General features: G+C 73.3%; 27 protein-coding genes. 12 read left to right on the top strand and 15 right to left on the bottom strand.

Features of this window, described 5'->3' with window-relative positions; genetic code table 11:
* Positions 1-37: 37 nt before the first annotated feature.
* The 3 genes from BLR33_RS35335 (at position 38) to BLR33_RS27295 (ending at position 3,007) form a co-directional block, all read left to right on the top strand.
* Positions 38-217, top strand: a complete 180-nt coding sequence (locus tag BLR33_RS35335) for a hypothetical protein (RefSeq protein ID WP_176930529.1) — start codon at positions 38-40, stop codon at positions 215-217.
* Positions 218-696: 479 nt separating this feature from the next.
* Entirely contained in the window at positions 697-2,232 is a 1,536-nt protein-coding gene (locus BLR33_RS36365; protein WP_245771697.1) for an MFS transporter, read from the top strand.
* A gap of 1 nt (position 2,233) precedes the next feature.
* Positions 2,234-3,007 carry an SDR family NAD(P)-dependent oxidoreductase gene (locus BLR33_RS27295; protein ID WP_093787287.1) on the top strand — a complete coding sequence of 258 codons (774 nt, stop codon included), beginning with the start codon at positions 2,234-2,236 and terminating at the stop codon, positions 3,005-3,007.
* Between the two features lie 134 nt (positions 3,008-3,141).
* On the opposite strand, the gene BLR33_RS27290 is transcribed toward BLR33_RS27295, so the two are convergent.
* Both BLR33_RS27290 and BLR33_RS27285 read right to left on the bottom strand, forming a co-directional pair.
* Entirely contained in the window at positions 3,142-3,483 is a 342-nt protein-coding gene (locus BLR33_RS27290) for a hypothetical protein (protein ID WP_093787286.1), read from the bottom strand.
* Between the two features lie 83 nt (positions 3,484-3,566).
* Complete coding sequence (locus BLR33_RS27285) at positions 3,567-4,295, bottom strand: TetR/AcrR family transcriptional regulator (protein ID WP_093787285.1); 729 nt, start codon at positions 4,293-4,295, stop codon at positions 3,567-3,569.
* A gap of 89 nt (positions 4,296-4,384) precedes the next feature.
* On the opposite strand from BLR33_RS27285, the gene BLR33_RS27280 reads away from it, so the two are divergent.
* Positions 4,385-5,251: an SDR family oxidoreductase gene (locus BLR33_RS27280; protein WP_093787284.1), complete on the top strand. Its 867-nt coding sequence runs from the start codon at positions 4,385-4,387 to the stop codon at positions 5,249-5,251.
* Between the two features lie 113 nt (positions 5,252-5,364).
* Positions 5,365-6,258: a phosphotransferase gene (locus BLR33_RS27275; protein ID WP_093787283.1), complete on the top strand. Its 894-nt coding sequence runs from the start codon at positions 5,365-5,367 to the stop codon at positions 6,256-6,258.
* A gap of 69 nt (positions 6,259-6,327) precedes the next feature.
* On the opposite strand, the gene BLR33_RS27270 is transcribed toward BLR33_RS27275, so the two are convergent.
* On the bottom strand, positions 6,328-6,843 hold the full coding sequence (locus BLR33_RS27270; protein WP_093787282.1) for a winged helix-turn-helix transcriptional regulator: 516 nt from the start codon (positions 6,841-6,843) through the stop codon (positions 6,328-6,330).
* Between the two features lie 93 nt (positions 6,844-6,936).
* Here BLR33_RS27270 and BLR33_RS27265 point away from each other — a divergent pair, with 93 nt between their 5' ends.
* Positions 6,937-7,293, top strand: a complete 357-nt coding sequence (locus BLR33_RS27265; protein WP_093787281.1) for a nuclear transport factor 2 family protein — start codon at positions 6,937-6,939, stop codon at positions 7,291-7,293.
* Positions 7,294-7,333: 40 nt separating this feature from the next.
* Positions 7,334-8,176, top strand: coding sequence for an SDR family NAD(P)-dependent oxidoreductase (locus tag BLR33_RS27260; RefSeq protein WP_093787280.1), 843 nt, complete (start codon positions 7,334-7,336; stop codon positions 8,174-8,176).
* A gap of 26 nt (positions 8,177-8,202) precedes the next feature.
* On the opposite strand, the gene BLR33_RS27255 is transcribed toward BLR33_RS27260, so the two are convergent.
* Both BLR33_RS27255 and BLR33_RS27250 read right to left on the bottom strand, forming a co-directional pair.
* Positions 8,203-8,553, bottom strand: coding sequence for a hypothetical protein (locus BLR33_RS27255; RefSeq protein ID WP_093787279.1), 351 nt, complete (start codon positions 8,551-8,553; stop codon positions 8,203-8,205).
* A 50-nt stretch (positions 8,554-8,603) separates the two neighbouring features.
* Complete coding sequence (locus BLR33_RS27250) at positions 8,604-9,557, bottom strand: GlxA family transcriptional regulator (RefSeq protein ID WP_093787278.1); 954 nt, start codon at positions 9,555-9,557, stop codon at positions 8,604-8,606.
* Between the two features lie 118 nt (positions 9,558-9,675).
* Between BLR33_RS27250 and BLR33_RS27245 the strand changes: the two genes are divergently transcribed.
* A complete protein-coding gene (locus BLR33_RS27245; protein WP_093787277.1) occupies positions 9,676-10,314 on the top strand; it encodes an HD domain-containing protein in 639 nt (212 codons plus the stop codon).
* A 159-nt stretch (positions 10,315-10,473) separates the two neighbouring features.
* Here BLR33_RS27245 and BLR33_RS27240 read toward each other — a convergent pair whose 3' ends face one another.
* The 9 genes from BLR33_RS27240 to BLR33_RS27200 all read right to left on the bottom strand — a co-directional run bounded on the left by BLR33_RS27240 (position 10,474) and on the right by BLR33_RS27200 (position 16,534).
* Positions 10,474-10,974, bottom strand: coding sequence for a gas vesicle protein K (locus BLR33_RS27240; RefSeq protein WP_093787276.1), 501 nt, complete (start codon positions 10,972-10,974; stop codon positions 10,474-10,476).
* A complete protein-coding gene (locus BLR33_RS27235) occupies positions 10,964-11,221 on the bottom strand; it encodes a gas vesicle protein (protein WP_245771696.1) in 258 nt (85 codons plus the stop codon). The genes BLR33_RS27240 and BLR33_RS27235 overlap by 11 nt, the downstream gene beginning before the upstream one ends.
* Positions 11,218-12,027 (bottom strand): GvpL/GvpF family gas vesicle protein, encoded by an 810-nt coding sequence (locus BLR33_RS27230; protein WP_093787275.1) that lies wholly within the window; start codon positions 12,025-12,027, stop codon positions 11,218-11,220. Before BLR33_RS27230 ends, BLR33_RS27235 begins: the two co-directional genes overlap by 4 nt.
* Entirely contained in the window at positions 12,024-12,683 is a 660-nt protein-coding gene (locus BLR33_RS37190; protein ID WP_093787274.1) for a gas vesicle protein, read from the bottom strand. Before BLR33_RS37190 ends, BLR33_RS27230 begins: the two co-directional genes overlap by 4 nt.
* Before the next feature lie 83 nt (positions 12,684-12,766).
* Entirely contained in the window at positions 12,767-13,045 is a 279-nt protein-coding gene (locus BLR33_RS27220; RefSeq protein WP_093787273.1) for a gas vesicle protein GvpG, read from the bottom strand.
* Between the two features lie 9 nt (positions 13,046-13,054).
* Positions 13,055-13,768: a GvpL/GvpF family gas vesicle protein gene (locus BLR33_RS27215; RefSeq protein ID WP_093787272.1), complete on the bottom strand. Its 714-nt coding sequence runs from the start codon at positions 13,766-13,768 to the stop codon at positions 13,055-13,057.
* A gap of 3 nt (positions 13,769-13,771) precedes the next feature.
* Positions 13,772-14,221: a gas vesicle structural protein GvpA gene (locus BLR33_RS27210; RefSeq protein WP_093787271.1), complete on the bottom strand. Its 450-nt coding sequence runs from the start codon at positions 14,219-14,221 to the stop codon at positions 13,772-13,774.
* 115 nt (positions 14,222-14,336) lie between these two features.
* Positions 14,337-14,753 carry a gas vesicle protein GvpO gene (locus BLR33_RS27205; protein WP_093787270.1) on the bottom strand — a complete coding sequence of 139 codons (417 nt, stop codon included), beginning with the start codon at positions 14,751-14,753 and terminating at the stop codon, positions 14,337-14,339.
* Between the two features lie 380 nt (positions 14,754-15,133).
* Positions 15,134-16,534 carry a cation:dicarboxylate symporter family transporter gene (locus BLR33_RS27200; protein WP_245771695.1) on the bottom strand — a complete coding sequence of 467 codons (1,401 nt, stop codon included), beginning with the start codon at positions 16,532-16,534 and terminating at the stop codon, positions 15,134-15,136.
* Between the two features lie 163 nt (positions 16,535-16,697).
* Here BLR33_RS27200 and BLR33_RS27195 point away from each other — a divergent pair, with 163 nt between their 5' ends.
* Genes BLR33_RS27195 through BLR33_RS27180 form a run of 4 tightly spaced genes read left to right on the top strand, consistent with a single transcriptional unit; the run spans position 16,698 to position 19,973 of the window.
* Entirely contained in the window at positions 16,698-18,329 is a 1,632-nt protein-coding gene (locus tag BLR33_RS27195; RefSeq protein WP_245771694.1) for a sensor histidine kinase, read from the top strand.
* Complete coding sequence (locus BLR33_RS27190) at positions 18,326-19,012, top strand: response regulator (RefSeq protein ID WP_093787268.1); 687 nt, start codon at positions 18,326-18,328, stop codon at positions 19,010-19,012. Before BLR33_RS27195 ends, BLR33_RS27190 begins: the two co-directional genes overlap by 4 nt.
* 36 nt (positions 19,013-19,048) lie before the next feature.
* Positions 19,049-19,516 (top strand): Fur family transcriptional regulator, encoded by a 468-nt coding sequence (locus BLR33_RS27185; RefSeq protein ID WP_322987198.1) that lies wholly within the window; start codon positions 19,049-19,051, stop codon positions 19,514-19,516.
* Positions 19,500-19,973, top strand: a complete 474-nt coding sequence (locus BLR33_RS27180) for a gamma-glutamylcyclotransferase family protein (RefSeq protein ID WP_093787266.1) — start codon at positions 19,500-19,502, stop codon at positions 19,971-19,973. The genes BLR33_RS27185 and BLR33_RS27180 overlap by 17 nt, the downstream gene beginning before the upstream one ends.
* 26 nt (positions 19,974-19,999) lie before the next feature.
* Here BLR33_RS27180 and BLR33_RS27175 read toward each other — a convergent pair whose 3' ends face one another.
* A complete protein-coding gene (locus BLR33_RS27175; RefSeq protein WP_093787376.1) occupies positions 20,000-21,478 on the bottom strand; it encodes an MFS transporter in 1,479 nt (492 codons plus the stop codon).
* Positions 21,479-21,485: the final 7 nt, after the last annotated feature.

Here is a 21,485-nt window from a genome sequence, read left to right as displayed (position 1 = left end):
GTGGACACCCGCCGGGCCGGTCGGCGAGCATCCGCACGTGACGGATGAAGCCGATCGTCGGGGGCCGTTCGGACGGAGCCCGAAGCGGGTACGTTTTGCCGAGCTCTCCGGCGGCGCGATGTCCGCCCTGCTCGACGGTGACCTTACCGGTTCGCCTTCGCGGCCATGTCCGCGCTGGCCGTCGCTGCGGTACCCGCTCACCGGACTGGTGCTGTAGGCGGCACTGGCCCGGTTGCTGATCACAACCCACCGAGCGAACCACACGGCAGCCAAATGACCAAGCGCTCCGGAATGAGCTTTTGTCAACGTGCCTTGTGAGGCGGTCGGTTGGTCCGACGGATGAGTGAAGCCCCTGGTGGACGGGGTCACGGCCAAGATCACCCGTTATCCGCCGGAGACTCCACGCGACGCGGGCCTGTCATACCGACTGAGCATCACAGGAGCCCGAAAGGGTCTTGGACACCCTGAGCCGGAACTCCGACCCTGGAAACACGTTCATGCGGCCAGTCCCGGTCGCGGTAGTGACATCCGAGGAGTGGGAGATGAGCATCGGCGGGCAAAAGGTCGTCGTTGTCGGTGGGGCCGCCGAAATCGGTTTGGCTGTGGCGAAGGCAGCTGCAGCGGCAGGAGCATGGGTGGTCGTGGCTTCGCGCCAGCAACGTAGCGTCGACCGCGCAGTAGCCGAGCTGGGGACTTGTGCGCAGCGACATCTGGTCGCAGATGGATTCCCACGGTCGGGACAGCATGCATGACCAGGACGGCAAGTCGTTGCCGGTGGGCCGTGTGGGCGAGGTCGAAGACACTGCGCGCACGTATCTGTACCGCATGGCCCAGCCGTTCGGTACCGGGTCAGTGATCACCGTCGACGGTGGCACAGTCCCGGTCTCATCCGGAAGCCGCGGGGCCGGCCCTGCCGGCGGCGTCCGTCCGGCGCTTGGTCTCGTACGGCTGTCGGTGTCCCCTTCCATCCTGCCCACACAACGGAGTTTCATCATGTCCACCACTGAGTCGGCCTCGCTGCGCGAGGCCCGCCTCCCCCTCCCCCGGGGCCGGGCCGGCCTTTCCCGTCCCATGGTCCTGCTGCTCGCGGTCATCACCGGCGCGATCGCGGCAAACCTGTATTACGCCCAGCCGCTGCTCCACACCCTTGCTCACGCGTTGCACGCGTCCTCCGGCACGGCTGGGCTCGTGGTCACCGTCACCCAACTCGGGTTCGCCGTCAGCCTGGTACTCATCCTCCCGCTGGGTGACTTGCTCGACCGTCGCAGCCTCCTGACCGGTCTCCTCCTCCTCGACGCCGCCGCGCTGACGACGGCTGGTCTCGCCTGGAACATGACCGTGGCACTCGTGGCCTTCGCGATCCTGGGGGTCGCGAACGTGGCCGCCCAGGTGCTGGTACCCGCCGCGGCACATCTGGCCACGGACGAGCAGCGAGGACAGGTCGTGGCCACCGTGATCAGTGGGTTGCTGACCGGTATGTTGCTGGCACGGACGGTCTCCGGTGCGATCACCGCCGCGGTCGGCTGGCGTCCGATCTTCCTCGGGGCGGCCGTTCTCATGCTCCTTGTGGTGCTCGTCCTGCGGCGCGCATTGCGCACCGTCGACCTGGCTCCCCCCACTGCTACAGGCTATGGGGAGGTACTGCGATCCACAGTCCGGATCTACCGCGCGAGTTCAGCGGTCCGCGTGCGCTCTGCCTACGGTGCTTTGGGCTTTGCCGCATTCAGCATTTTCTGGTCCTCCGCGGCGCTGCGACTGAGCGAGCAGCCGTTCGGGTACGGCTCCGCCGTCATCGGGTTGTTCGGGCTCCTGGGCGCTGCGGGAGCGCTGGCCGCGAACCTCACCGGCAGGATCACCAACCATGGCCGTCCGTTGCCCACTGCCGCGGCCGTTGCCGTCATCGCCGCGGCGTTTGCCGTGCTGTGGTCCGGCGGCAGCAACCTGGCCGGGTTCATCATCGGCGTGCTGCTTCTCGACATCGGAGTACAGGGCCTGCATGTGCTGAACCAGCGGATCATCTACGAGGTGGACCCGGCCGCCCGCAACCGCGTCAACAGCATCTACATGACCTTTTACTTCGTCGGCGGCGCGCTGGGCTCCGCCGCTGCGTCAGTGGCGTGGTCCCACGCCGGCTGGCGCGGCGTGTGCCTGGCCGGCCTGGCGTCGACGCTGCTCGCGGCCCTGCTGTGGACTCTGACAAATCTGCACGCCAACTCAGGAAAGGGAAACTGACATGGCACACGTACTGGTTACCGGAGCTGCCGACGGGCTCGGTTCCATGTCTGCACAGCTCCTGGTCGAGCAAGGGCACAAGGTCGTCCTGCACGCCCGGAACGAGAGCCGGGCCGAGGCGGCATTGCGGCGGGTTCCGGGGGCTGAGACCGCCATCGTCGGGGATCTTGCCACTCTCGGCGGAATGCACGAGGCCGCACGGCGAGCGAACGCCTTGGGCCGATTCGACGCAGTGATCCACAACGCTGGAGTGGGGTACACGAAGCCAAAGCCGGTGGTGACCGAGGACGGGCTGGAACAGCACTTCGCAGTCAATGTCCTGGCACCGTACGTATTGACCGGGTTGATGACCCGCCCGGACCGCCTGGTCTACGTCGGCTCCGGACTCCATCGCGGTGGCCGAGCCGACCTGACGGACTCCCAGGGGGGATCCCGGCCATGGAGCGGCATACAGGCATACAGCGATAGCAAGCTCCAGGTGACGGCCCTTGCGCTCCACGTTGCCCGCATGTGGCCGGACGTGCGGAGCAATGCCCTGGAGCCAGGCTGGGTCGCCACCAAGATGGGAGGCCCGGGTGCTCCCGACGACCTGTCCTTGGCTCCTGTAACCCAGGTCTGGCTGGCCGTCAGCGACGATCCCGCGGCCAACGTCACGGGCGGATATTTCTACCACCAGCAGCCGGCCGATCTCCACCCGGCCGCCCGGGACGCGGCATACGGCACCGAGATCGCAGCCCTGTGCGCCGACTCCAGCGGCATCACGCTCACCAGGTGACGATCAGCGTTGTAAGACGCCGCTCTTTGCTACCGCGCGGCACTCGCCGCAGCCACCGTCCTGAACCCGAGCAGGCAGCATCCGGCGGTTTCCCACCCTGACGCCGCCACCACGAGCCGACCGACATCACAAGTTCAAGTTCGGTAGTGATGGACGTCAACCCAGCCGTCTCTCACCGCGACCGCGAACACCAATAGGCGGACCGCCACCACCACGGTGGCCGCCGGCGCGGCGCGGGTGGGCAACGCCGGAGGCTTGCGCCTGGTGAACATGCCGAAGACCCCCAGCGCCGCGAAGACCAGCGCGAAGGTCTGGAGTATCAGCGTCATTGCGGCGAACGACATTGTCAGCCCTGCCCATCTGTGCGCCCGCATGCCGGCGTGGAGCATACGCGGATCCGCTACCCGCAGGACGTAGGCGCCGGCGACGGTGAAGGGACCCGCGGCACCGCCGGCCGTCTCCACGTCGAAGTCCACGTGGCACCCGCTACGCCGCCGTGCGCGGTCGGGCGTCCAGCGGCCTCCATCTTGAGGAACCCACGAAGGTGGTTGACGCACCGTCAGCTGTGGGGGACACCCGGGTCTGTGGAGAGGCGGGTGAGCCATTCGTGGAGGAGGTGCTGTTCGGCGTCGGTCAGGATGCCGGGGCGGGCGGGGAGGGCGGCGCGCAGGGCGCGGGCGGCTGCCGCGGGGCCGGCTTCGGCGGCGGGGACCACCGGCTCGGCGCGGGTGACGGCTGCGATCATCGCCTCGCGCAGGACCGTCAGCAGCGCCGGGTCGCGGCGCTCCGCGGGGGTGGAGTGCCAGGTGATGACCGCGCCCTGGCCGGTCGCCTGGATGATCTGGGCGGCCAGCTCCTCGTCCACCCGCAGCCACCCCCCGGCCGCCAGCCGGCGCACCCGCCCGTGGAGGATCTCCAGGCCCGCGCGGTGCGCCGCGTCCGATCCCTTGCCGGCGGCCCGGTTCATCACCGCGAACAGCTCGGGGCGGGACACCCCGAACTCGACCACCAGGTCCCAGCCGCGGCGCAACTCCTCCACCGGGTCCTGCGGATCGGGGTCGAGCTGCGCGCGCTTGCGCTCCAGGAACTGCGCGTAGCCGTGCTCGGCGACGGCGTCGAGGAGTCCGTCCTTGTCGCCGAAGAGGCGGTAGATCGCCGGCGGCTGCATCCCGGCCGCGGCCGCGACGGCGCGCGTGCTCACCGCCTCGGGGCCGCCGCTCTCCAGCAGCTCGACGGCGGCCTCGACGATACGGCGCCGGGGGCTGCCGGCTGGGTCGCGCGTGGTCATGAACCGATGGTACCGGTGATGTGCTTCCGCTGATAATTCCAGTGTTATCGTAGAAGTGATTCCACCGGAAACATCTCAGGGAGAAGCCAGTGATCATCGTCACCGGAGCCACCGGAAAGCTCGGCCGCCGTGTCGTGGACCGCCTGCTGGAGCGCGTCCCCGCGGCCCGGGTCGGCGTCAGCGTCCGTGACCCCCGCAAGGCCGAGAACCTCGCCGACCGCGGCGTCCGCGTCCGGCAGGGCAGCTTCGACGACCCCGCCTCGCTCGCGCACTCCTTCGAGGGTGCCGAGCAGCTGCTCCTCGTCTCCCTCGACCGCGTGGGCGAGCAGTGCGTCAGCGGGCACCGCGCCGCCATCGACGCCGCCGCGCGGGCCGGCGTCGGCCGCATCCTCTACACCAGCCAGATGGGCGCCGCCCACGACTCCCGCTTCCAGGCGTGCCGGGACCACGCCGGGACCGAGGACCTGCTGCGCGCCTGCGGCCTGCCCTGGACCGCGCTGCGCAACGGCTTCTACGCCTCCAGCGCCCTGCAGTTCCTGGAGCCCGCCCGCCGCAGCGGCGCCATCGCCCTGCCCGCGGACGGCCCCGTCGCCTGGACCGGCCACGACGACCTCGCCGAGGCCACCGCGGCAATCCTCGCCGGGGAGGCCCGCTTCGACGGCCCCACCCCGCCGCTCACCGGCCCGGCCGCGCTCGACTTCGCCGCCGTCGCCGAGATCGCGACCGAGGCCACCGGACGGCCCTTCACCCGCACCGTCGTCCCCGACGGCGACTTCCGCGAACAGGCCCTGGCACACGGCGCCCCGGCCCCGATCGCCGACCTGATGCTGAGCATCTTCGCCGCGGCGCGCAACGCCGAGTTCACCGCGGTGGCCCCGACGCTGGCCGAACTGATCGGCCGTCAGCCTGCCTCCTTCCGTGCCGAGTTGGAGCGGGCCTGGGCCGAACGGCCGTGAGGGAACGGGCGGACCGGCCCTGCCTGAGGCTCAACCCCCTAGAGAGGGCGTCGCCCATCGCCCCGGCGCCTTTTGAACCGACGGCCCCGGCCGAATCGGTAGGGTCGGTTCGCATGACCGGTACTGGAGTTGAGGTCACTGCGGAGCTGGTCCGGGAGCTGCTGCGCGAGCAGCATCCGGACCTGGCGGGGCTGGACGTGCGGGAGGTCGCGGGCGGCTGGGGGAACCAGATGTGGCGGCTCGGGGACGAGTTGGCCGTGCGGATGCAGCGCATGGACCCCACACCCGAACTCCAGCTCAACGAGCGGCGGTGGCTGCCCGTGGTGGCGCCGCGCCTGCCGCTGCCCGTTCCGGTGCCGGTGCGGTTCGGCGAACCGTCCGCGCGCTTCCCCAAGCACTGGACGGTGATGACCTGGGTTCCCGGCGAGCCGCTGGACCACGGCTCGATCAGCCGCGGCGCCCACGCGGCCGAAACGCTCGCGGGCTTCCTCCGGGCGCTGCACGTCGAGGCGTCGGCCGACGCCCCCGTCACCAGGAACCACGGCGCCCATCCCCGGGACTGCACGGCCGGGTTCGAGGAGTTCCTGCAGGCTGTCGCCCCCGACGACGCCGACGAGATCCGGGCCGTCTGGGCCGATGCCGCCGCGGCCCCGCAGAGGCAGGGCCCGCCGGTGTGGGTGCACGGCGACCTGCACCCCGCCAACGTCGTCGTCGCGGATGGCACGCTCGCCGGCGTCGTCGACTTCGGCGACCTGTCCGCCGGCGATCCGGCGTGGGACCTGGCCGCCGCGTGGGTGCTGCTGCCCGCGGGCGCGGCCGCGGGGTTCTTCGACGCGTACGCGGAGGCCGATGAGGCGGCGGTCCGGCGCGCCCGCGGGCTGGCCGCCATGAAGAGCCTCTTCCTGATGCTCATGGGGCAGAACGGGGACCGGGGCCTGCCCGGCGGCAAGCCGCACTGGGGCCCTGTGGGCCGGGCGGCACTCGACCGCGTCCTGAAGGGCGTCTGAGGCGCCCTGTCCGACACGCCCTTCGGGGCGGGCCCGTCGGCCATCGGGTACGGCTCAGGCAGGTACGGCTCAGGCGGGCAGCGGCGCCTCCGGCACACGGCCGAGATCCTCGTAGCGGGTGCGCATGGCCTCGCTGGCCGCGGGGCCCGGGGTGAAGACGAAGGCGTCGGGGTCGTCCAGCGGGCGGCCGGTGCGGGCGTCGACCACCACCGGCTCGACCTCCTCGCCGGTGGCCGCGTCCACGAGGACCATCGAGCGCTCCTCCGGGGCGAGATGGCGGTTGCCCCAGGCGGCCAGCGCGACGATCACGGGGCGCAGGGAGCGCCCGCGCTCGGTGAGGACGTACTCGTGGCGGACCGGGTTGGTCCGGTAGGGGCGCCGCTCCAGCAGCCCGTCGGCGACGAGCGTCTTCAGCCGCGCGGTGAGCATGCTCGTGGATATGCCCAGGCTCTGCTGGAACTGGTCGAAGCGGGTGTAGCCGTCGAAGGCGTCGTGCAGGAGCAGCAGCGTCCACCACTCGCCGACGTGCTGGGCCGTCGTGGACAGCGGGCACTCGCGGTCCTCCAGCCTGATCCGGCTCGCCATGGCACCCTCCCGAGTTGCTGCTAAAGTGAAAGTGACTAGGTTCTATTTTAGCAGTAACGATTCAGCGGCAACGCCCGCACCTTCGAGGACCCCATGACCGACACCGGCACCCCCCTTCCCGTCGCCGACCTCCCCGGCACCATCCGGCGCTACCTGCGCGCCCACAACGCGCACGACGCCCAGGCGGCCACGGCCGAACTGACGCCGGAGGCCACCGTCACCGACGAGGGCCGCACCCACCGGGGCGTCCCCGCCGTCGCCGAATGGCTGACCCGCGCCGCCTCCGCGTACACGTACACCACCACCCTCGTGGGCGCCGCCTACGACGGACCGGACCGCTACACCGTCGTCCAGCACCTCGAAGGCGACTTCCCCGGCGGCACCGTCGACCTGCGATTCCGCTTCACCCTCGACCAGGACCGCATCGCCAGCCTGGTCATCGCCCCCTGACCGGGCCCGCGCGCCTTCCAGCAATCGACGAGGACACACCATGACCACCTGGTTCATCACCGGCGGCACGCCCGGCGGCTTCGGGATCGCGTACGCCGAGGCCGCGCTGGAACGCGGCGACACCGTCGCAGTGACCGCCCGCCGCCCGCAGCTGCTCGCCGACTGGGCGCGGCCGTACGGCGACCGCGTGCTCGTGCTGCCGCTCGACGTCACCGTCGCGGCGCAGGTCCACGACGCCGTCCGCGCCGCCGAGGAGCGCTTCGGGGGCATCGACGTCCTGGTCAACAACGCCGGGCGCGGCTGGTACGGCTCGGTGGAGGGCATGCCGGAGGCCGATGTGCGGCGCTCGCTCGAGCTGAACTTCTTCGCCGTGGCCGAGGTGCTGCGGGCGGTGCTGCCCGGGATGCGGGCGCGGGGGAGCGGGTGGGTGGTGACGATGTCCTCGCTCGCCGGGCTGCGGGGCGTGCCGGGCTTCGGGGCCTACAGCGCGGCGAAGTTCGCTCTCGAAGGGCTGACCGAGGCGCTGCGCGAGGAGGTCGCGCCCTTCGGCATCCGGGTCCTCACCGTGGAGCCAGGCGCCTTCCGCACCCGCGCGTACGCGGGCTTCGCCGACGAGAAGGTGACGGAGACCACCGACGCGTACGTGCCCTTCGTGGAGTCCGTCCGCACGGCCATGATCGCCCAGGACGGCCGCCAGCCCGGCGACCCCCGCCGCGGCGTGCAGGCCGTCCTGCAGGCGATGGCCCAGGACCCCCCGCCCCACCGCCTCGTCCTGGGCGCGGCGGCCTACGAAGCGGCCACGGCCCAACTGGAGGGCGTCCTCGCCGAGTTGCGCGACCACGAGGCCGCATCGAGGGGTGCCGACTTCCCGCCGGGCGCGTGAAACAGGCCCCTCACCGGCGGAGTTGGTCAACGGCCCGCGGTGCGCGTGTGGTTGCGGCGGGCGCGCTCCAGGAGGAGGACGTTCGCCACTGCCGCCGCGGTCAGCACCGTGACGTTCAGCGTGCTGCTGGCGGCCGTCAGCCAGGGGGCGTCGTCGCCGTTCGGGTAGGTGGCCGCGGCGAACAGCGAGCCCACGCCCTTGAGGGCGGCGTAGCCGCCGTAGACGGCGACCGTGGCGGGCAGGCCGCAGGGCAGGGTGAGGAGGATCGCCGCGACATAAGGGGCCGGGGTGCCGCGGGCCGCACCGACAGCGGCGAGGCACGCCACCGCGAGGACGTAGAGGATCTCCGCGGACCGAAGTCCCCGCACTGCGGCCATGATTGCCCAACCCCCCTGCCGGCGGAGCCGAGTTCGCCGACATCCCCATGTTACGGCCGGGTCGTCGCGAAGCGCCTGCGGTAGTGCGTCGGAGTCGTGCCCAGGTGGCGGGCGAAGGCGCGGCGCAGCGTCTCGTCGCTGCCGAGACCGCTCAACTCCGCGGCGGACGTGACGCTGTGGCCGTCCAGCAGGAGCTGCTGGGCGCGGTCGAGGCGGACGCGTTCGACCCAGCGGGCGGGCGTCGTGCCGAGTTCGGCGCGGAAGAGGCGGGCCAGGTGCCGGGGGCTGACGGCGGCCGCCGCGGCCATGGCGGGCAGGCTGTGGTCGGCGGCCGGGTCGGCGAGGACGGCGGCGACCAGCGTGCGCAGCAGATCGCCGCGGGCCGGCGGGGTGGCGAGCGCGGTGGAGAACTGCGACTGCCCGCCCGGGCGTTGCAGGAAGACGACGAGTTCGCGGGCGACCTCCCGGGCCACACCGGCGCCGTGGTCGTCCTCCACCAGCGCCAGCGCGAGATCGATGCCCGCGCTGATGCCCGCCGAGGTGACATAGCGGCCGTCGCGGACGTGGATCGCGTCGGGCTCGACGCGCACCCGCGGGAAGCGGCGGGCGAGGTCCGCGGCGCGCCGCCAGTGCGTCGTGGCGCGGCGCCCGTCGAGCAAGCCCGCCTCGGCGAGGACGAAGGCGCCCGTGCACACCGAGGCCACCCGCGGCGCCCCCGCGGCGAGCGCGCGCACCGCGGCCGGCAGGTCCTGCTCGATCGGCTGCTCGGCGAGCCGGTCGCCGCCGGCCACCACGACCGTGTCGAACGCGCCCGCCCGCGCCGCCGGCACCGTGTCCGCGAGCGTGAGCCCCGTCGACGTGGCGACGGTGCCGCCGCCGGGGGAGACGAGCACCAGCTCGTACGGCGGCGCGAGGCGGCCGGCCTGGTGGAGCACCTCCGAAGGGCCGCTCACATCGAGCATGGTCACCCCGTCGAAGACCACAAAGCCCACCCGATGGGTCATGTCCGAATCCGTGGTTTTCCTGGCAGCAGGGACATGGCCCAGCGTACGCCGCCACTGGAGGCTGGGAAGTGGCGGCCGCACGGGGCGGCCGCCGGTCACGGAGGAGGAGAAGTCAGCGATGAGCGAGCAGATCGGCGGGGTGCGCATCCCCGACAGCGCCCTGGCGCGCGAGGCGACGGAACTGGTCCGCGAGGCCGCGCCGCCGCTGCTGTTCCACCACTCCCGGCGGGTCTTCCTGTGGGGCGCGCTGCGCGGCGCCGAGCAGGGCCTCGCCTTCGACCCCGAACTGCTCTACGTGGGCGCGATGTTCCACGACCTGGGACTGACCGCCCGCTTCCGCCGCACCGACCAGCGGTTCGAGATCGACGGCGCCGACGAGGCCCGCCGTTTCCTGCACGCCCACGGCGTCACCGGCGAGCCGGCCGACCGGGTCTGGACCGGCATCGCGCTGCACACCACCCCGCAGATCCCGCTGCACATGGCGCCCGAGGTCGCCCTGGTCACCCGCGGCGTCGAGCTGGACGTCCTCGGCATCGGCTACGACGCGGTCACCGACGGGCAGCGTGCGGCCGTGGTCGCGGCCCACCCGCGCCCGGACTTCAAGAAGCAGATCCTCGCGGCCTTCACCGAGGGCATCAAGGACCGCCCGGACACCACCTTCGGCAACGTCAAGGCCGACGTGCTCGCCCACTTCGTCCCCGGCTTCCGCCGCGGCGACTTCGTGGAGGTGATCGAGGACTCGCCGTGGCCGGAGTGACGGCCCGCGCCCAGTGCCTCCGTTCCGGGCCGCATCCTTACGCTCCGGCTCGCACCGCCCGTGTACGGCCGGCGCCCTCCGACGTACGAACCGCTCCGGGCCGTATCACCCGGGTACGACCCGGACTGCCCCGCGTACGGACCGCTCCGGCCCCGGGCCTCACGGCTCCGGTGGCAGCAGCGGTCCCAGCGGGCCGAGGTCCAGATTCAGGTCCTCCATCGTCAGGTCGTAGCGCGCGCAGAGCGTCGTCATCCGGTCGTGCAGCAGCATCAGCGTGGTGCCCAGCCGCTCCTCCTGCTCCTCGCTGAGGTCCCCGGCGTCCACCCGCCGCAGCGCCTGGCGCTCCATGAGCTGGCGCAGCAGCTCGACGAGGGTGAGGACGAGCCGTACGAGGTCGCGTTCCACCGTGTCCGGATCGGCGACGACCCTGCGGGCCGGGCGGTCGGGGCGCCCCTTGGCGGAGTCGTCCTCCGGCGGGGCGGGAAGCAGCCGGAACGCCCGGTCGGCGGCGTCGGCGAGCTCGTTCCACCGCTCGGCTGGGTCGGCTGCGCCGCCTCGGGGCTCGGGGGGCTGCTCCGGGCCAGGCCCGCGGCCGTCGCGCTCCTGGCCGGGCCCGCGGCCGCCTCGCTCCCGGCGCGCCTCGCGGCCGTCATCCGTCATGGCGGTCTCCCCGTGCGGCGGGCGCGGCACCCCAGGGCGACGGGTTCTGCTCGCTGATGGCGATGATCAGGGCCCGCAGCGACACCCGGACGAGGTCGATGTCCGCGATGGACAGCACGACATCGCCGGTGATGACGGCGCCGCCGCCGAGCAGCCGGTCGAGCAGGTCGATCAGGGCGGCCTGCCGCTGGGGCAGCGGGTCCCGGTCGCCCCGGTCCGCGGGCAGCGGCCCATTCGGTGCGCTCACGGGCCCGTCGTCCCGTCCGGCGCCTGCCGCGGCTCCTCGGAGGGCGGCGCGGCGAAGGAGTACGGCACCCACGGGCCGGTGATCTCCACCCGGACGCCTTGCGCGGCCACGGCTCGCGTGACGTCCTCGCGGAACGCCTCCGCCTCCCGCTGGGGCACGAGATAGGCGTCGTTGACGATGTTCTCGCCCGGCCCCCGGGCGAGGGTGCCCTGCTGGGGACGGTGCCGCACCCGGTCCACGGCGTGGCCGCGGGCCGCCTCCTCCACCCGGGCCGCCGCGCCCTGCGCCGCGCGGTAGGCGTCCTCGCGCGAGCCGCGTTGCGCCCGCCGCATCCGCAGGTAGTCCCGCCCGGTGCCGGCCGCCGCCGCGGGCTGCTGCTCCTCCCGCGCCGGCGCCTCGACATAGAGCTTGACGCCCCACTCGGTGTGCCGCGCCAGCCGGTCGAGGCGATCGGCGAAGGCGCGGCGGTGGGCGGCGAGCATGGCGCGGACCCGGTCGTCGTCCAGGTACACGGTCGCCAGCCGCAGCGGCAGGACGGTGGTGCCCTGCGCGGCCGCCTCGACCACGCCGTGGTGCGCCCTGGCCACCGTCTCCAGCCAGTCCAGATCCTCCATGTGCCGCTTGAGCGGCTCCTCGGCGAAGTCCGCTGCGGTGACATCGCTCACCAGAGCGGCCACATCGTCCCCGGGCTCCGCCCGCACCAGCCGTACGGGACCGCCGGACACGCCGGGCAGGTCCGCGACCGAGGCGGCCAGGGCCGGCAGGTCGCGCGCGACCGCGTAGACGTACGCCAGGGTGCCGTTCATCGCCGCCTGCCCTTGTCCGACGTCCTCGACGTCCTCGACGTCCTGGAAGCCCTCGACGTGCCGGAGCCGCCCGGGCTGTCGGACCGGCGGGAACGGCTGGTACGGGCGGCGCCCGGGCGGGCCGTGCGCGCGGACCGCCCGGTCCGGGCGCGCCCGCCGTCCTCCTCCGGCTCTTGCGCGGCCGCCTCGGCCGCGTCGGCTTCCTCGCCCACCTCCGCTTCTTCGCCCTCCTCGGCCGACGCCTCCGGCTGCCGCGCCTCCTCGATCACCTCCGCCTCGACGGGCTCCTCACCCGAGGGCAGGGCGGCGTTCTCGCGCAGGGCGGCGATCTCCTCGCGCAGGCGCCGGTTCTCGTCGGCAAGGGCGCGGTCGTCACGGGAACGGTCCTCGCGGGCGCGCGAGGACAGCGAGGGGTCGTGCTCCCACCAGTCGATACCCATCTCCTTCGCCTTGTCGACCGAGGCGACCAGCAGGCGCAGCTTGATGGTGAGCAGTTCGATGTCGAGCAGGTTGATCTGGATGTCGCCGGCGATGACGATGCCCTTGTCGAGCACGCGCTCCAGGATGTCGGCGAGATTGGCCGAAGACCCCTGCCCGTACGCGGGCGTGGCCCGCGACGGGACCGAGTCGAACCGCTCGGCCGGGGACTGGGTCACGGCTCTCCACCTCGCTTCTCCTTGTTCCGCGGTGGCTTCGGGGGTGCTTCTTCACGCCCGCGTACGGGAGTCGGGCCGGGGCGCTACGAACTCGGGCCGCCCTCCGCCGACTCCGGCGGTGCCGAGGCGCCGCGGGCACGGATCTCCTCCAGGCGGTCGAGCAGCTCGTCCTCGCGCCGGTCGAACTCCTCCTCGCCGATGCGCCCGTCCAGCAGCGCCTGTTCGAGCGCGGCCAACTCCCGCTGCACGGGCGCGGGATCGTAGAACTCCTCCTCCGCCGCCTCCTCGACGCGCGCCACCACCCAGGTGACGCCGCGCACGGGGGCCAGCGGGAGGGTGACGATCTGGGTGAACAGTCCCATGGCGCCTCCTCACACGAAGCTGTAGGCCGGCAGCGGGCCGCGCAGCCGGAGCTCGACGTCCTGGCCGAGTTCGTCGGCGAGTTGCCGCAGCTCGGTGACGAACTGCTCGCGCTCGCCGCTGTCGACCAGGAACGACACGTTCAGGAAGTCCTCGCCGGTCGGCGCCGAGGAGCGCTCCTCGCGCGCGTGCGCCCGCAGCCGCTCGACCACCCGGGCCGCCAGCGCCTCCTGCCGCGCCTGCACCTCCTGCGCGATCGACTCGCCCAGCGCCATGGGCAGTTGGGGATCGGGGTTGCCGCCCCTGATCTCCTCGTTGAGGCTGCGGGCCTGCGGGGACTCCCGCAGGATCTCGCGCAGCAGCGCGTCCTCGTCCCATGCGGACTTCAGGTGGTACTCCGCGGCGCCCTCCAGCGCCTCCAGCCGCCGGCGGTACGCCGGCGCCTGCTCTTCGAGGACCCGTACGACGGCGTCGTCGTCCTCGGCGGTCAGGCCGAACTGCAGGGGGAGCACGGCCCCGTCGGACATCAGCCGCTCCTGGACGCCCTGGTGCGCGGCGAGGTCGCGGCGTTTGGGGCGCAGCCCCTCGGGCGCGTCGCTGACGACCGCGGCGAGGCCGCCGCCGGCCACCGTCCGCAGCGTGGACGGCGGGTCCCCCACGCCGACCAGGTCGTCCAGCCGCAGCGGGTGCCCGGCGTCGGTGATCGCGTAGACGTAGACGGTCATCGGTCACTCCTCACGGCGGCGGGAGGACGTGCGGCGCGAGGTGCCCTTGCGGTGGGACCGCTCGCTCTCCTCCTCGCGCTCCTCGTCCCCGCCCCGCCGCCCCTGCACGGAGTCGGCGACCGCCTCCACCGCGCCGGAGATGGCCCCCTTGCTCTTGCCTTCGGCGCCGCCCTCCGTCACCTCTCCGACCATGTCGGGGAGCTTGGCGGGCTGCTTGCCGTCCGCCTCCAGATCCAGCCGGTTGCACGCCTCGGCGAACCGCAGGTAGGTGTCCACGCTCGCCACCACGACGCGTGCGTCGATCTTCAGGATCTCGATGCCCACCAGGGACACGCGGACGAAGGCGTCGATGACCAGTCCGCGGTCCAGGATCAGCTCCAGGACGTCGTAGAGATTGCCGGACGAACCGCCCGGTGCGGGTGGCTGTCCGCCGCCTTGCGGTACCACGGTCATGGCGCCTTCCTTCCTGGGGGCCCGGCGCCGTCGGAGCGCCCCCGAGGTCTGCTGCGTGTTCTGCCCGTCTGGGCCTGTCTGCGCGTGCCCGGGCCCGTCTGCGCGGTCGCGGAGGTCAGGCCCGCCGGTCGATCTGCCCCCTGCTGTAGCGGCGGACCTGCTCGTAGCCCTGGAGCTCGCCGTCCTCGTCGAGGGTGACGCGGTAGCTGGCCATCACGCTCGTCGTCTCCGGCACCCGCTCCAGCTCCAGGACCTCGACGTCGGCCTGCCAGCCGTCGTCGGTCCTGTGCACGGCCGAGACGGCGTCCGGGGTCCGGCCGAGCAGTTCCTCGAGCTGGCCCGCGGCGGCGCGCATCGCCTTGACCGCGGACAGCCCCTTCGACGGCTCCGCCCGATCCGCCCGATCCGCCCGATCCGCCCGATCCGGCCGGGCGCGCTCCGCCTGGCCGCCCGGCTGCTCGGCCGAACGCCTCCGCGACGGACGCCGCTGCCCGCCCTTCTTCTCGGCGTTCCCGTCGTTCCCGGCGGCCATGGTCCTCCCGCCCCGCTCAGTCGTGTCCCTGTTGTGGCCCCTATCCGGATATGCGGCATTCATCCGTGCGGGAGCGGTTTTTTCGGCGCGGCTTTTGGCCACGACTGTCCGCTGACCGGCGGTCGCTGTACGGAGCCAGGGCGCGGGTGCCGCGGCGGGCCGGGGACGGGCCGGGGACGGGCCGGGGACGAAGCGGAGGGGCGTTCCGCACGGGCGTCGGCGGGACGCATGGCGGGGGCTTCGTCGAGGGCGCGGACGCGGGAGCGGCGGCTCGCGGGCGCAGGCGCCGTGTGCGGTGGTGGCCGGGCCCGATGGGGGGCGGGCCCGGAGGCGAGGGGGCCGGGCCCGGTGGGGAGGAGCGGGCCCGGCCGTGTTGGGGGTCAGGCGGTGACGGGCGGGGCCGCCGCCCCCTTCGGTGAACGGGCTTCCTCCGGCGCGGAGTCGGGCTCCGGCGCCGCCACGTGGTCCTCGGCCAGCGCGCTTTCGTCGAAGGGCAGCTCCCCGGCGAAGACCTGCCGCGCCCTGGCCCGGTCGAACTCGCCCGTCCACGTGCCGATCAGCACCGTGGCGACCGCGTTGCCCGCGAAGTTGGTCACCGCGCGGGCCTCGCTCATGAAGCGGTCGATGCCGACGATCAGGCCGATGCCGTCCACCAGCGCCGGCTGGTGCGACTGCAGGCCGGTGGCGAGCGAGGCCAGGCCCGAACCGGACACGCCCGCCGCGCCCTTGGAGGCGACCATCATGAACAGCAGCAGCGAGACCTGCTGCCCGAAGGCGAGCGGGCGGTTCAGCGCGTCGGCGATGAACAGCGAGGCCATCGTCAGGTAGATCATCGTGCCGTCGAGGTTGAAGGAGTAGCCGGTCGGCACGGTGATGCCGACGACCGGGCGGCTCACCCCCAGGTGTTCCATCTTCGCGATCAGTCGCGGCAGCGCGGACTCCGAGGAGGAGGTCGAGACGATCAGCAGGAACTCCCGCGCCAGGTAGCGCAGCAGGCGGTAGAGGTTCACCCGGGCGAACAGCCACAGCAGCGCGGCCAGCACTACCAGGACGAAGATCAGGCAGGTGGTGTAGAAGCCGAGCATGATCGTGGCCAGCGCCTTGAGCGCGTCCACACCGGCCGAGCCGACCACCGCGGCCAGCGCCCCGAACGCGCCGATCGGCGCCGCCCACATGATCATCGACAGCACCTTGAAGACCAGCTTCTGCAGGTGCCCGATGCCGCGCAGCACCGGTTCGCCGGCCCGCCCCATCGCCTGCAGGGCGAAGCCGACGAGCAGCGCGACCAGCAGCGTCTGCAGCACGTCGCCGCCGGTGAAGGCCGAGACGAGGGTGGTGGGGATGATGCCCAGCACGAAGTCCCAGCCCTCGGCGGGGGCGTTGGCCGCCTGTGCGTGCCCGGCGCCCTTGAGCGCGGCGGTCAGGTGCAGCCCGTCGCCGGGGTGCAGGATGTTGCCGACGGCCAGGCCGATCGCCAGCGCGACGAAGGACATGACCACGAAGTAGCCGAGCGCGAGGCCGCCCACCCGGCCGACCTTCGCGGCGTTGCGCACCGAGCCGATGCCCAGCACGAGCGTGCAGAAGATCACTGGCGAGATCATCATCGTGATCAGGTCCACGAAGCCGGTGCCCAGCGGCCGCAGGTCCACGCCGGTGCCGGGGGCGGCCAGCCCCACCACGACGCCGGCCACGGCCGCCAGGACGACGGCCGGGTACAGGTAGCGGGTTCGGTCGCGGCGGCTCCCGCGCGGCGCGGCGGCGTTGGTGGCCTGGGCTGACACCGTCGTCTCCCTCGGTCCGCGGGCGCCGTCCCGGACGCCCGCACGTGGATGGGTCACCGGCCGACTATGCACGCGTGACGTGACACAGGTCACCCTTGTGTTCATTGAGTTCGCACGCCCCCCGCCCCTGCCTGCCGCGCGGGTCCGCGGGCACAATGCCCGCATGTCCCGCCCGCTCACCGTCCACCGCCTGCCGCCGCGCAGCCTCGCCGGCCGGCTCTTCGTGATGCAGGTGGTGGTGCTCGCTGCCGTCGTCGCCGGCTGCGCGGCCCTGGCCTACGTCAACGCCCGCGACCGGGCCGACGACGAGGCGCGCCACCGCGTGGTCGCCACCGCGGCCGCCGTCGCCGACGCCGCCTCCGTCCTGGCCGCCGTCCGCTCCGCCGACCCGAGCGCGGCCCTGCAGCCGTACGCCGAGCGGGTACGGGCCGGCGCCGGAGTGGACTTCGTGACCATCATGGACACCCGCGGCGTGCGCTGGACCCACCCCGACCCCGCCCTCATCGGCAAGCGGTTCCTCGGGCACATCGGCCCGGCGCTGCGCGGCCGCACCTTCACCGAGACCTACACCGGCACCCTCGGGCCCTCCGTGCGGGTCGTCACCCCCGTGCGGGACGGCTCGCACGTCGTGGCGCTGGTCAGCGTCGGCATCACCGTCGACACCATCAGCCACCACCTGCGCGGGCAGCTCGCCGCGCTGGCCGCCGTCGCCCTGGGTGCCCTCGCGCTGAGCGGCCTGGGCACCTACGTCACCAACCGCCGGCTGCGCCGCCACACCCACGGCATGGCCGCCGAGGAACTGGGCCGGATGTACGACTACCACCAGGCCACCCTGCACGCGCTGCGCGAGGGCCTGGTGCTGCTCGACGCCGACCGCACCGTCGTGCTCTGCAACGACGCCGCCCGCGACCTGCTCACCCTGCGCGGCGAAGTGGTCGGGCGCGGTGTCGCCGACCTCGGCCTGCCCGCCTCGCTCACCGGCGCGCTGCTCTCCGCCGGGCCGCGGGTGGACGAGGTGCACCTCACCGCGGAGCGGGTGGTGCTGGTCAACACCTCGCCGGTGCGCGGCGGCGAGCAGCGCGGCACCGTGGTGACCCTGCGCGATCACACCGAACTTCAGGCGCTTACTGGCGAGTTGGACTCCGTACGCGGCTTCGCCGAGGCGCTGCGCTCGCAGGCGCACGAGGCGGCCAACCGGCTGCACACCGTCGTCTCGCTCATCGAACTGGGCCGCCCCGAGGAGGCGGTGGACTTCGCCACGGCCGAACTGCGGCTCGCCCAGGCGCTGACCGACCAGGTCGTCTCGGCGGTCGGCGAACCGGTGCTCGCCGCACTGCTGTTGGGCAAGGCCGCCGAGGCGCACGAGCGCGGGGTGGACCTCACCGTCACCGCCGACAGCCGCATCGACGACGGCGTGCTGCCCGCCGACCTGGCCGGGCGCGACCTCGTCACCCTGCTCGGCAACCTCGTGGACAACGCGATCGACGCCGCGATCGAGGGCAGCGGGCAGCACGGCGGCCGCCCCTCGGTGGAGGTCACCGCCCGCGCCGAGGACGGCGAACTCCTGCTGCGCGTCGCCGACTCGGGACCCGGCGTGGACCCCGGCGCGATCCGCGAGGTGTTCCGACGGGGCTGGTCCACCAAGAGCCAGGGCCACGGGCTCGGCCTGGCGCTGGTCGAACAGACCGCGCGGCGCAGGGGCGGCGGGGTGAGCTTGGCCCAAGGGCCCGGCGGGGGAGCGGAGTTCACCGTCCGGTTGCCGCTGGTCGCTCCGGGGACGGAGGTGCCCGCATGAGTGCGCCCATACCCGTGCTGGTGGTCGAGGACGATCCCGTCGCCGCGGACGCACACCGTCTCTACGTCGAGCGGCTGCCCGGCTTCGCGGTGGCCGGGGTTGCCCACACCGGCGGCGCCGCGCTGCGCCTGCTGGACCAGCGCCCGGTGGACCTGGTGCTGCTCGACTTCTACCTGCCCGACGGCCACGGCCTGCAGCTCGTCCGCTCCATGCGGGCCGCCGGCCACACCGCCGACGTGGTGGCGGTGACCTCGGCGCGGGACCTCGCGATGGTGCGGCAGGCGGTGTCGGTCGGCGTCGTGCAATATCTGCTGAAGCCCTTCACCTTCGCCGCGCTCAGCGACCGGCTGGAGCGCTGGGCCCGCTACCGCAGCGAGTTCGCCGGCGGGCAGGCGTGCAGCCAGGAGGAGGTGGACCGCGCGCTGTCCGCCCTGCGCGCCCCGCACCCGGCCGGGTTGCCCAAGGGCCTGAGCGGGCCGACGCTGCAGGCGGTCACGGCGGCGCTGCGCGAGGCGGGCGGGCAGGGGCTGACGGCCAACGGCGCCGCGCGGGCGGCGGGCGTCTCGCGGATCACGGCCCGGCGGTACCTGGAGCATCTGGTGGAGACGGGCCGGGCGGCGCGCACGCCGCACTACGGGCAGGTGGGGCGGCCGGAGCTCTGCTACCGATGGGCCGACGTCTAGATTTGACACGGTCAAAACTAGGCTTTATGGTCAGTCGTGACGCTGGAAGGTGGATGGACCGTGGACGAGGCCGGGGAGCTGCTGAAACGCAAAGGGCTGCGCAGTACGTCGCAGCGCCGGGCGGTGCTGGCCGCGCTCCGGGGGTTCCCGCACTCGACGGCGGCCGAGATCGAGGCGCGGATCGCCGCCGCGGGGGAGTCGGCGGGGCGGATGTCCCGGCAGGGGCTCTACAACGTGCTGGACGACCTCACCGGGGTGCAGCTGATCCGCTGCATCGAGCCGGCGGGCTCACCCACCCGGTACGAGCTGCGGGTCGGTGACAACCACCACCACCTCGCCTGCCGCGGCTGCGGAGCCATCGAGGACGTGGACTGCGTGGTCGGCACGGCGCCGTGCCTGGACCCCGCGGAGGACAAGGGCTTCGCCATCGACGAGGCGGAGATCACGTGGTGGGGGTTGTGCGCGGAGTGCAGGCGGAAGGAAGCCGATGTTCGACAACCGTAGCGGCGGCCGTCCTGTCGGCCGCTCGGCCCCCCGCGCGGGCGGCGCGCCCATTGGGCACGGCCCCGCCCCCGAACTCCTCTTCGCCTACGGCATGTTGCAGTCCCCGGACGTCCAGCAGCTCCTGCTCGGCCGGACCGTGGACGGCGTGCCCGACCACCTGCCCGGCTTCGTACGGACGGTGACGACGATCGAGGACGCCGGCCTGGTGGCCGCGAGCCGTTCCGCCCGCCACCCGGTGGCCGTGCTGAGCGTGGAGGGCGACACCTCCGTCCCGGGCACCGTGTACCGCCTCACCCCCGCCGACCTCGCCACCCTGGACGCCCGCTCGGCCCCCGAAGTCCACCGCGTCCGCCTCCCCTTGGCCTCGGGCCTGACCGCCTGGACCTACGTGGACCGCCACTACCGCCCTGCCCCTCCTCGTTCCCCCCACCCCCGCACCTTCCCCGCGGCAGCCTGACCCCGGCGAACCCGCTTCGGGGCGCTTCAAGCGGTCGGGGCGGGGGTTCGTTCGGGGGTCGGGGTGGGGTGGGGGGTGAGGAGGGGGGATGCGGCGGCGGCTGTGGCGCAGAAGGCTATGGGGAGGAAGAAGGCCGCGTTCAGGGGCATGATCCGGGTGAGGGCGCCGATCACGGCGGGGCCCGCGAGCATGCCGAGGTAGCCGAGGCCTGCCACGCGGGAGACATTCGCGCCCGCGTTGGCACGGTCGGTGTGGCCTGCCGCGCTGAAGAGTTGGGGGACACAGCCCGAGAGGCCGAGGCCGAAGACGCCCCAACCCGCGATGGCGAGGCCCGCGTTGGGTGAGAGGGCGGCACAGGTCATGCCGAGCGCGGCGGTCGCGGCACCGTAGCGGAGGACGGCCGCGGCTCCCAATTTCCCCGCGACGCGGTCGGTCAGCAGGCGGCCGGTCGTCATCGCAGCGGCGAACGTGCCGTACGCGAGGGCCGCGGTGGCCGGGGAGGCATGCAGGACCGTCCGCAAATGCAAGGCGCTCCAGTCGTTGGCGACGCCCTCGGAGAGCATGACCATCAGGGCGAGGGCAGCCAGGGCCCAAATGCGCTGCGGGGTGCGGTATTTGATGCGCGCGGCGGTCGCCGGGCCGCCGGAACCCGCCCTCGCAGCAAGCGAGTTCGCGGCATCCAGGGTTACGGCAGCCGGGTTCGCAGTTCCCGGGCTCGCGGAACCCGGGCGCGCGGCGCCGGAGTTCGCACCCGCGCTTGCAGCGTCGTGGCCCAGCGCACCCGCGTTCGTAGCGCCTTGGCTCACGGCACCCCGGTCCGCGGCGGAATCCCCGTCCGCGGCATCCGATGTCGCCCGGCCCGTACCCGTACCCGTACCGACGGCGCTCGCGGAACCCGTTGCACCCGCAGAACCCGCCGAACCCTTCTCCGCGGAGCCCGCCGTACCCGGCCGCGGCAGCAGCGCCGGCGCCGCCAACCCCGCTGTCGCCAGGCCCAGTACGCCCACGCACGCGAGCGTCGTGGCCGGGCTCCAGCCCCAACTCAGCGTGCGTGCCCCCACCAGCGAGGCCAGCACCCCGCCGATCGAGTACGTCGCGTGGAACGCGGACATCACCGGCCGCCGGTAGCGGTGCTCGACCTCCACCGCGTGCACGTTCATGCTCGCGTCCAGCAGCCCGTTGCTCACACCCAGCGCGAGGAGCGCGACGGCGAGCACGCCTGCCCCCGTCGCCAGCCCGGGCAGCACCGCGGTGCCGCTGCACAGAGCCGCGCTGAGCGGGACGACCGTGCGGGCCCCGTAGCGATCGGCGAGCGGGCCCGCCACCTGCATGCCCGCGAAGGCGCCGGCGCCGAGCGCGAGCAGCAGCCAGCCCAGGGCCGCGGCCCCGATGCCGGCGCGGTGCTCGACGCTCGGGATGTGCACGACCCACATGCCCATGACGAAGCCGTTGAGCCCGAAGAAGGCGAAGGTGGCCACGCGTCCGGCGCGCAGTGATCGATCCATGCGGGGT

It is taken from the genome of Actinacidiphila guanduensis, assembly GCF_900103985.1.
Classification (GTDB): Bacteria; Actinomycetota; Actinomycetes; order Streptomycetales; family Streptomycetaceae; genus Actinacidiphila; species Actinacidiphila guanduensis.
This window is presented reverse-complemented; position numbering and strand designations above follow the sequence as displayed.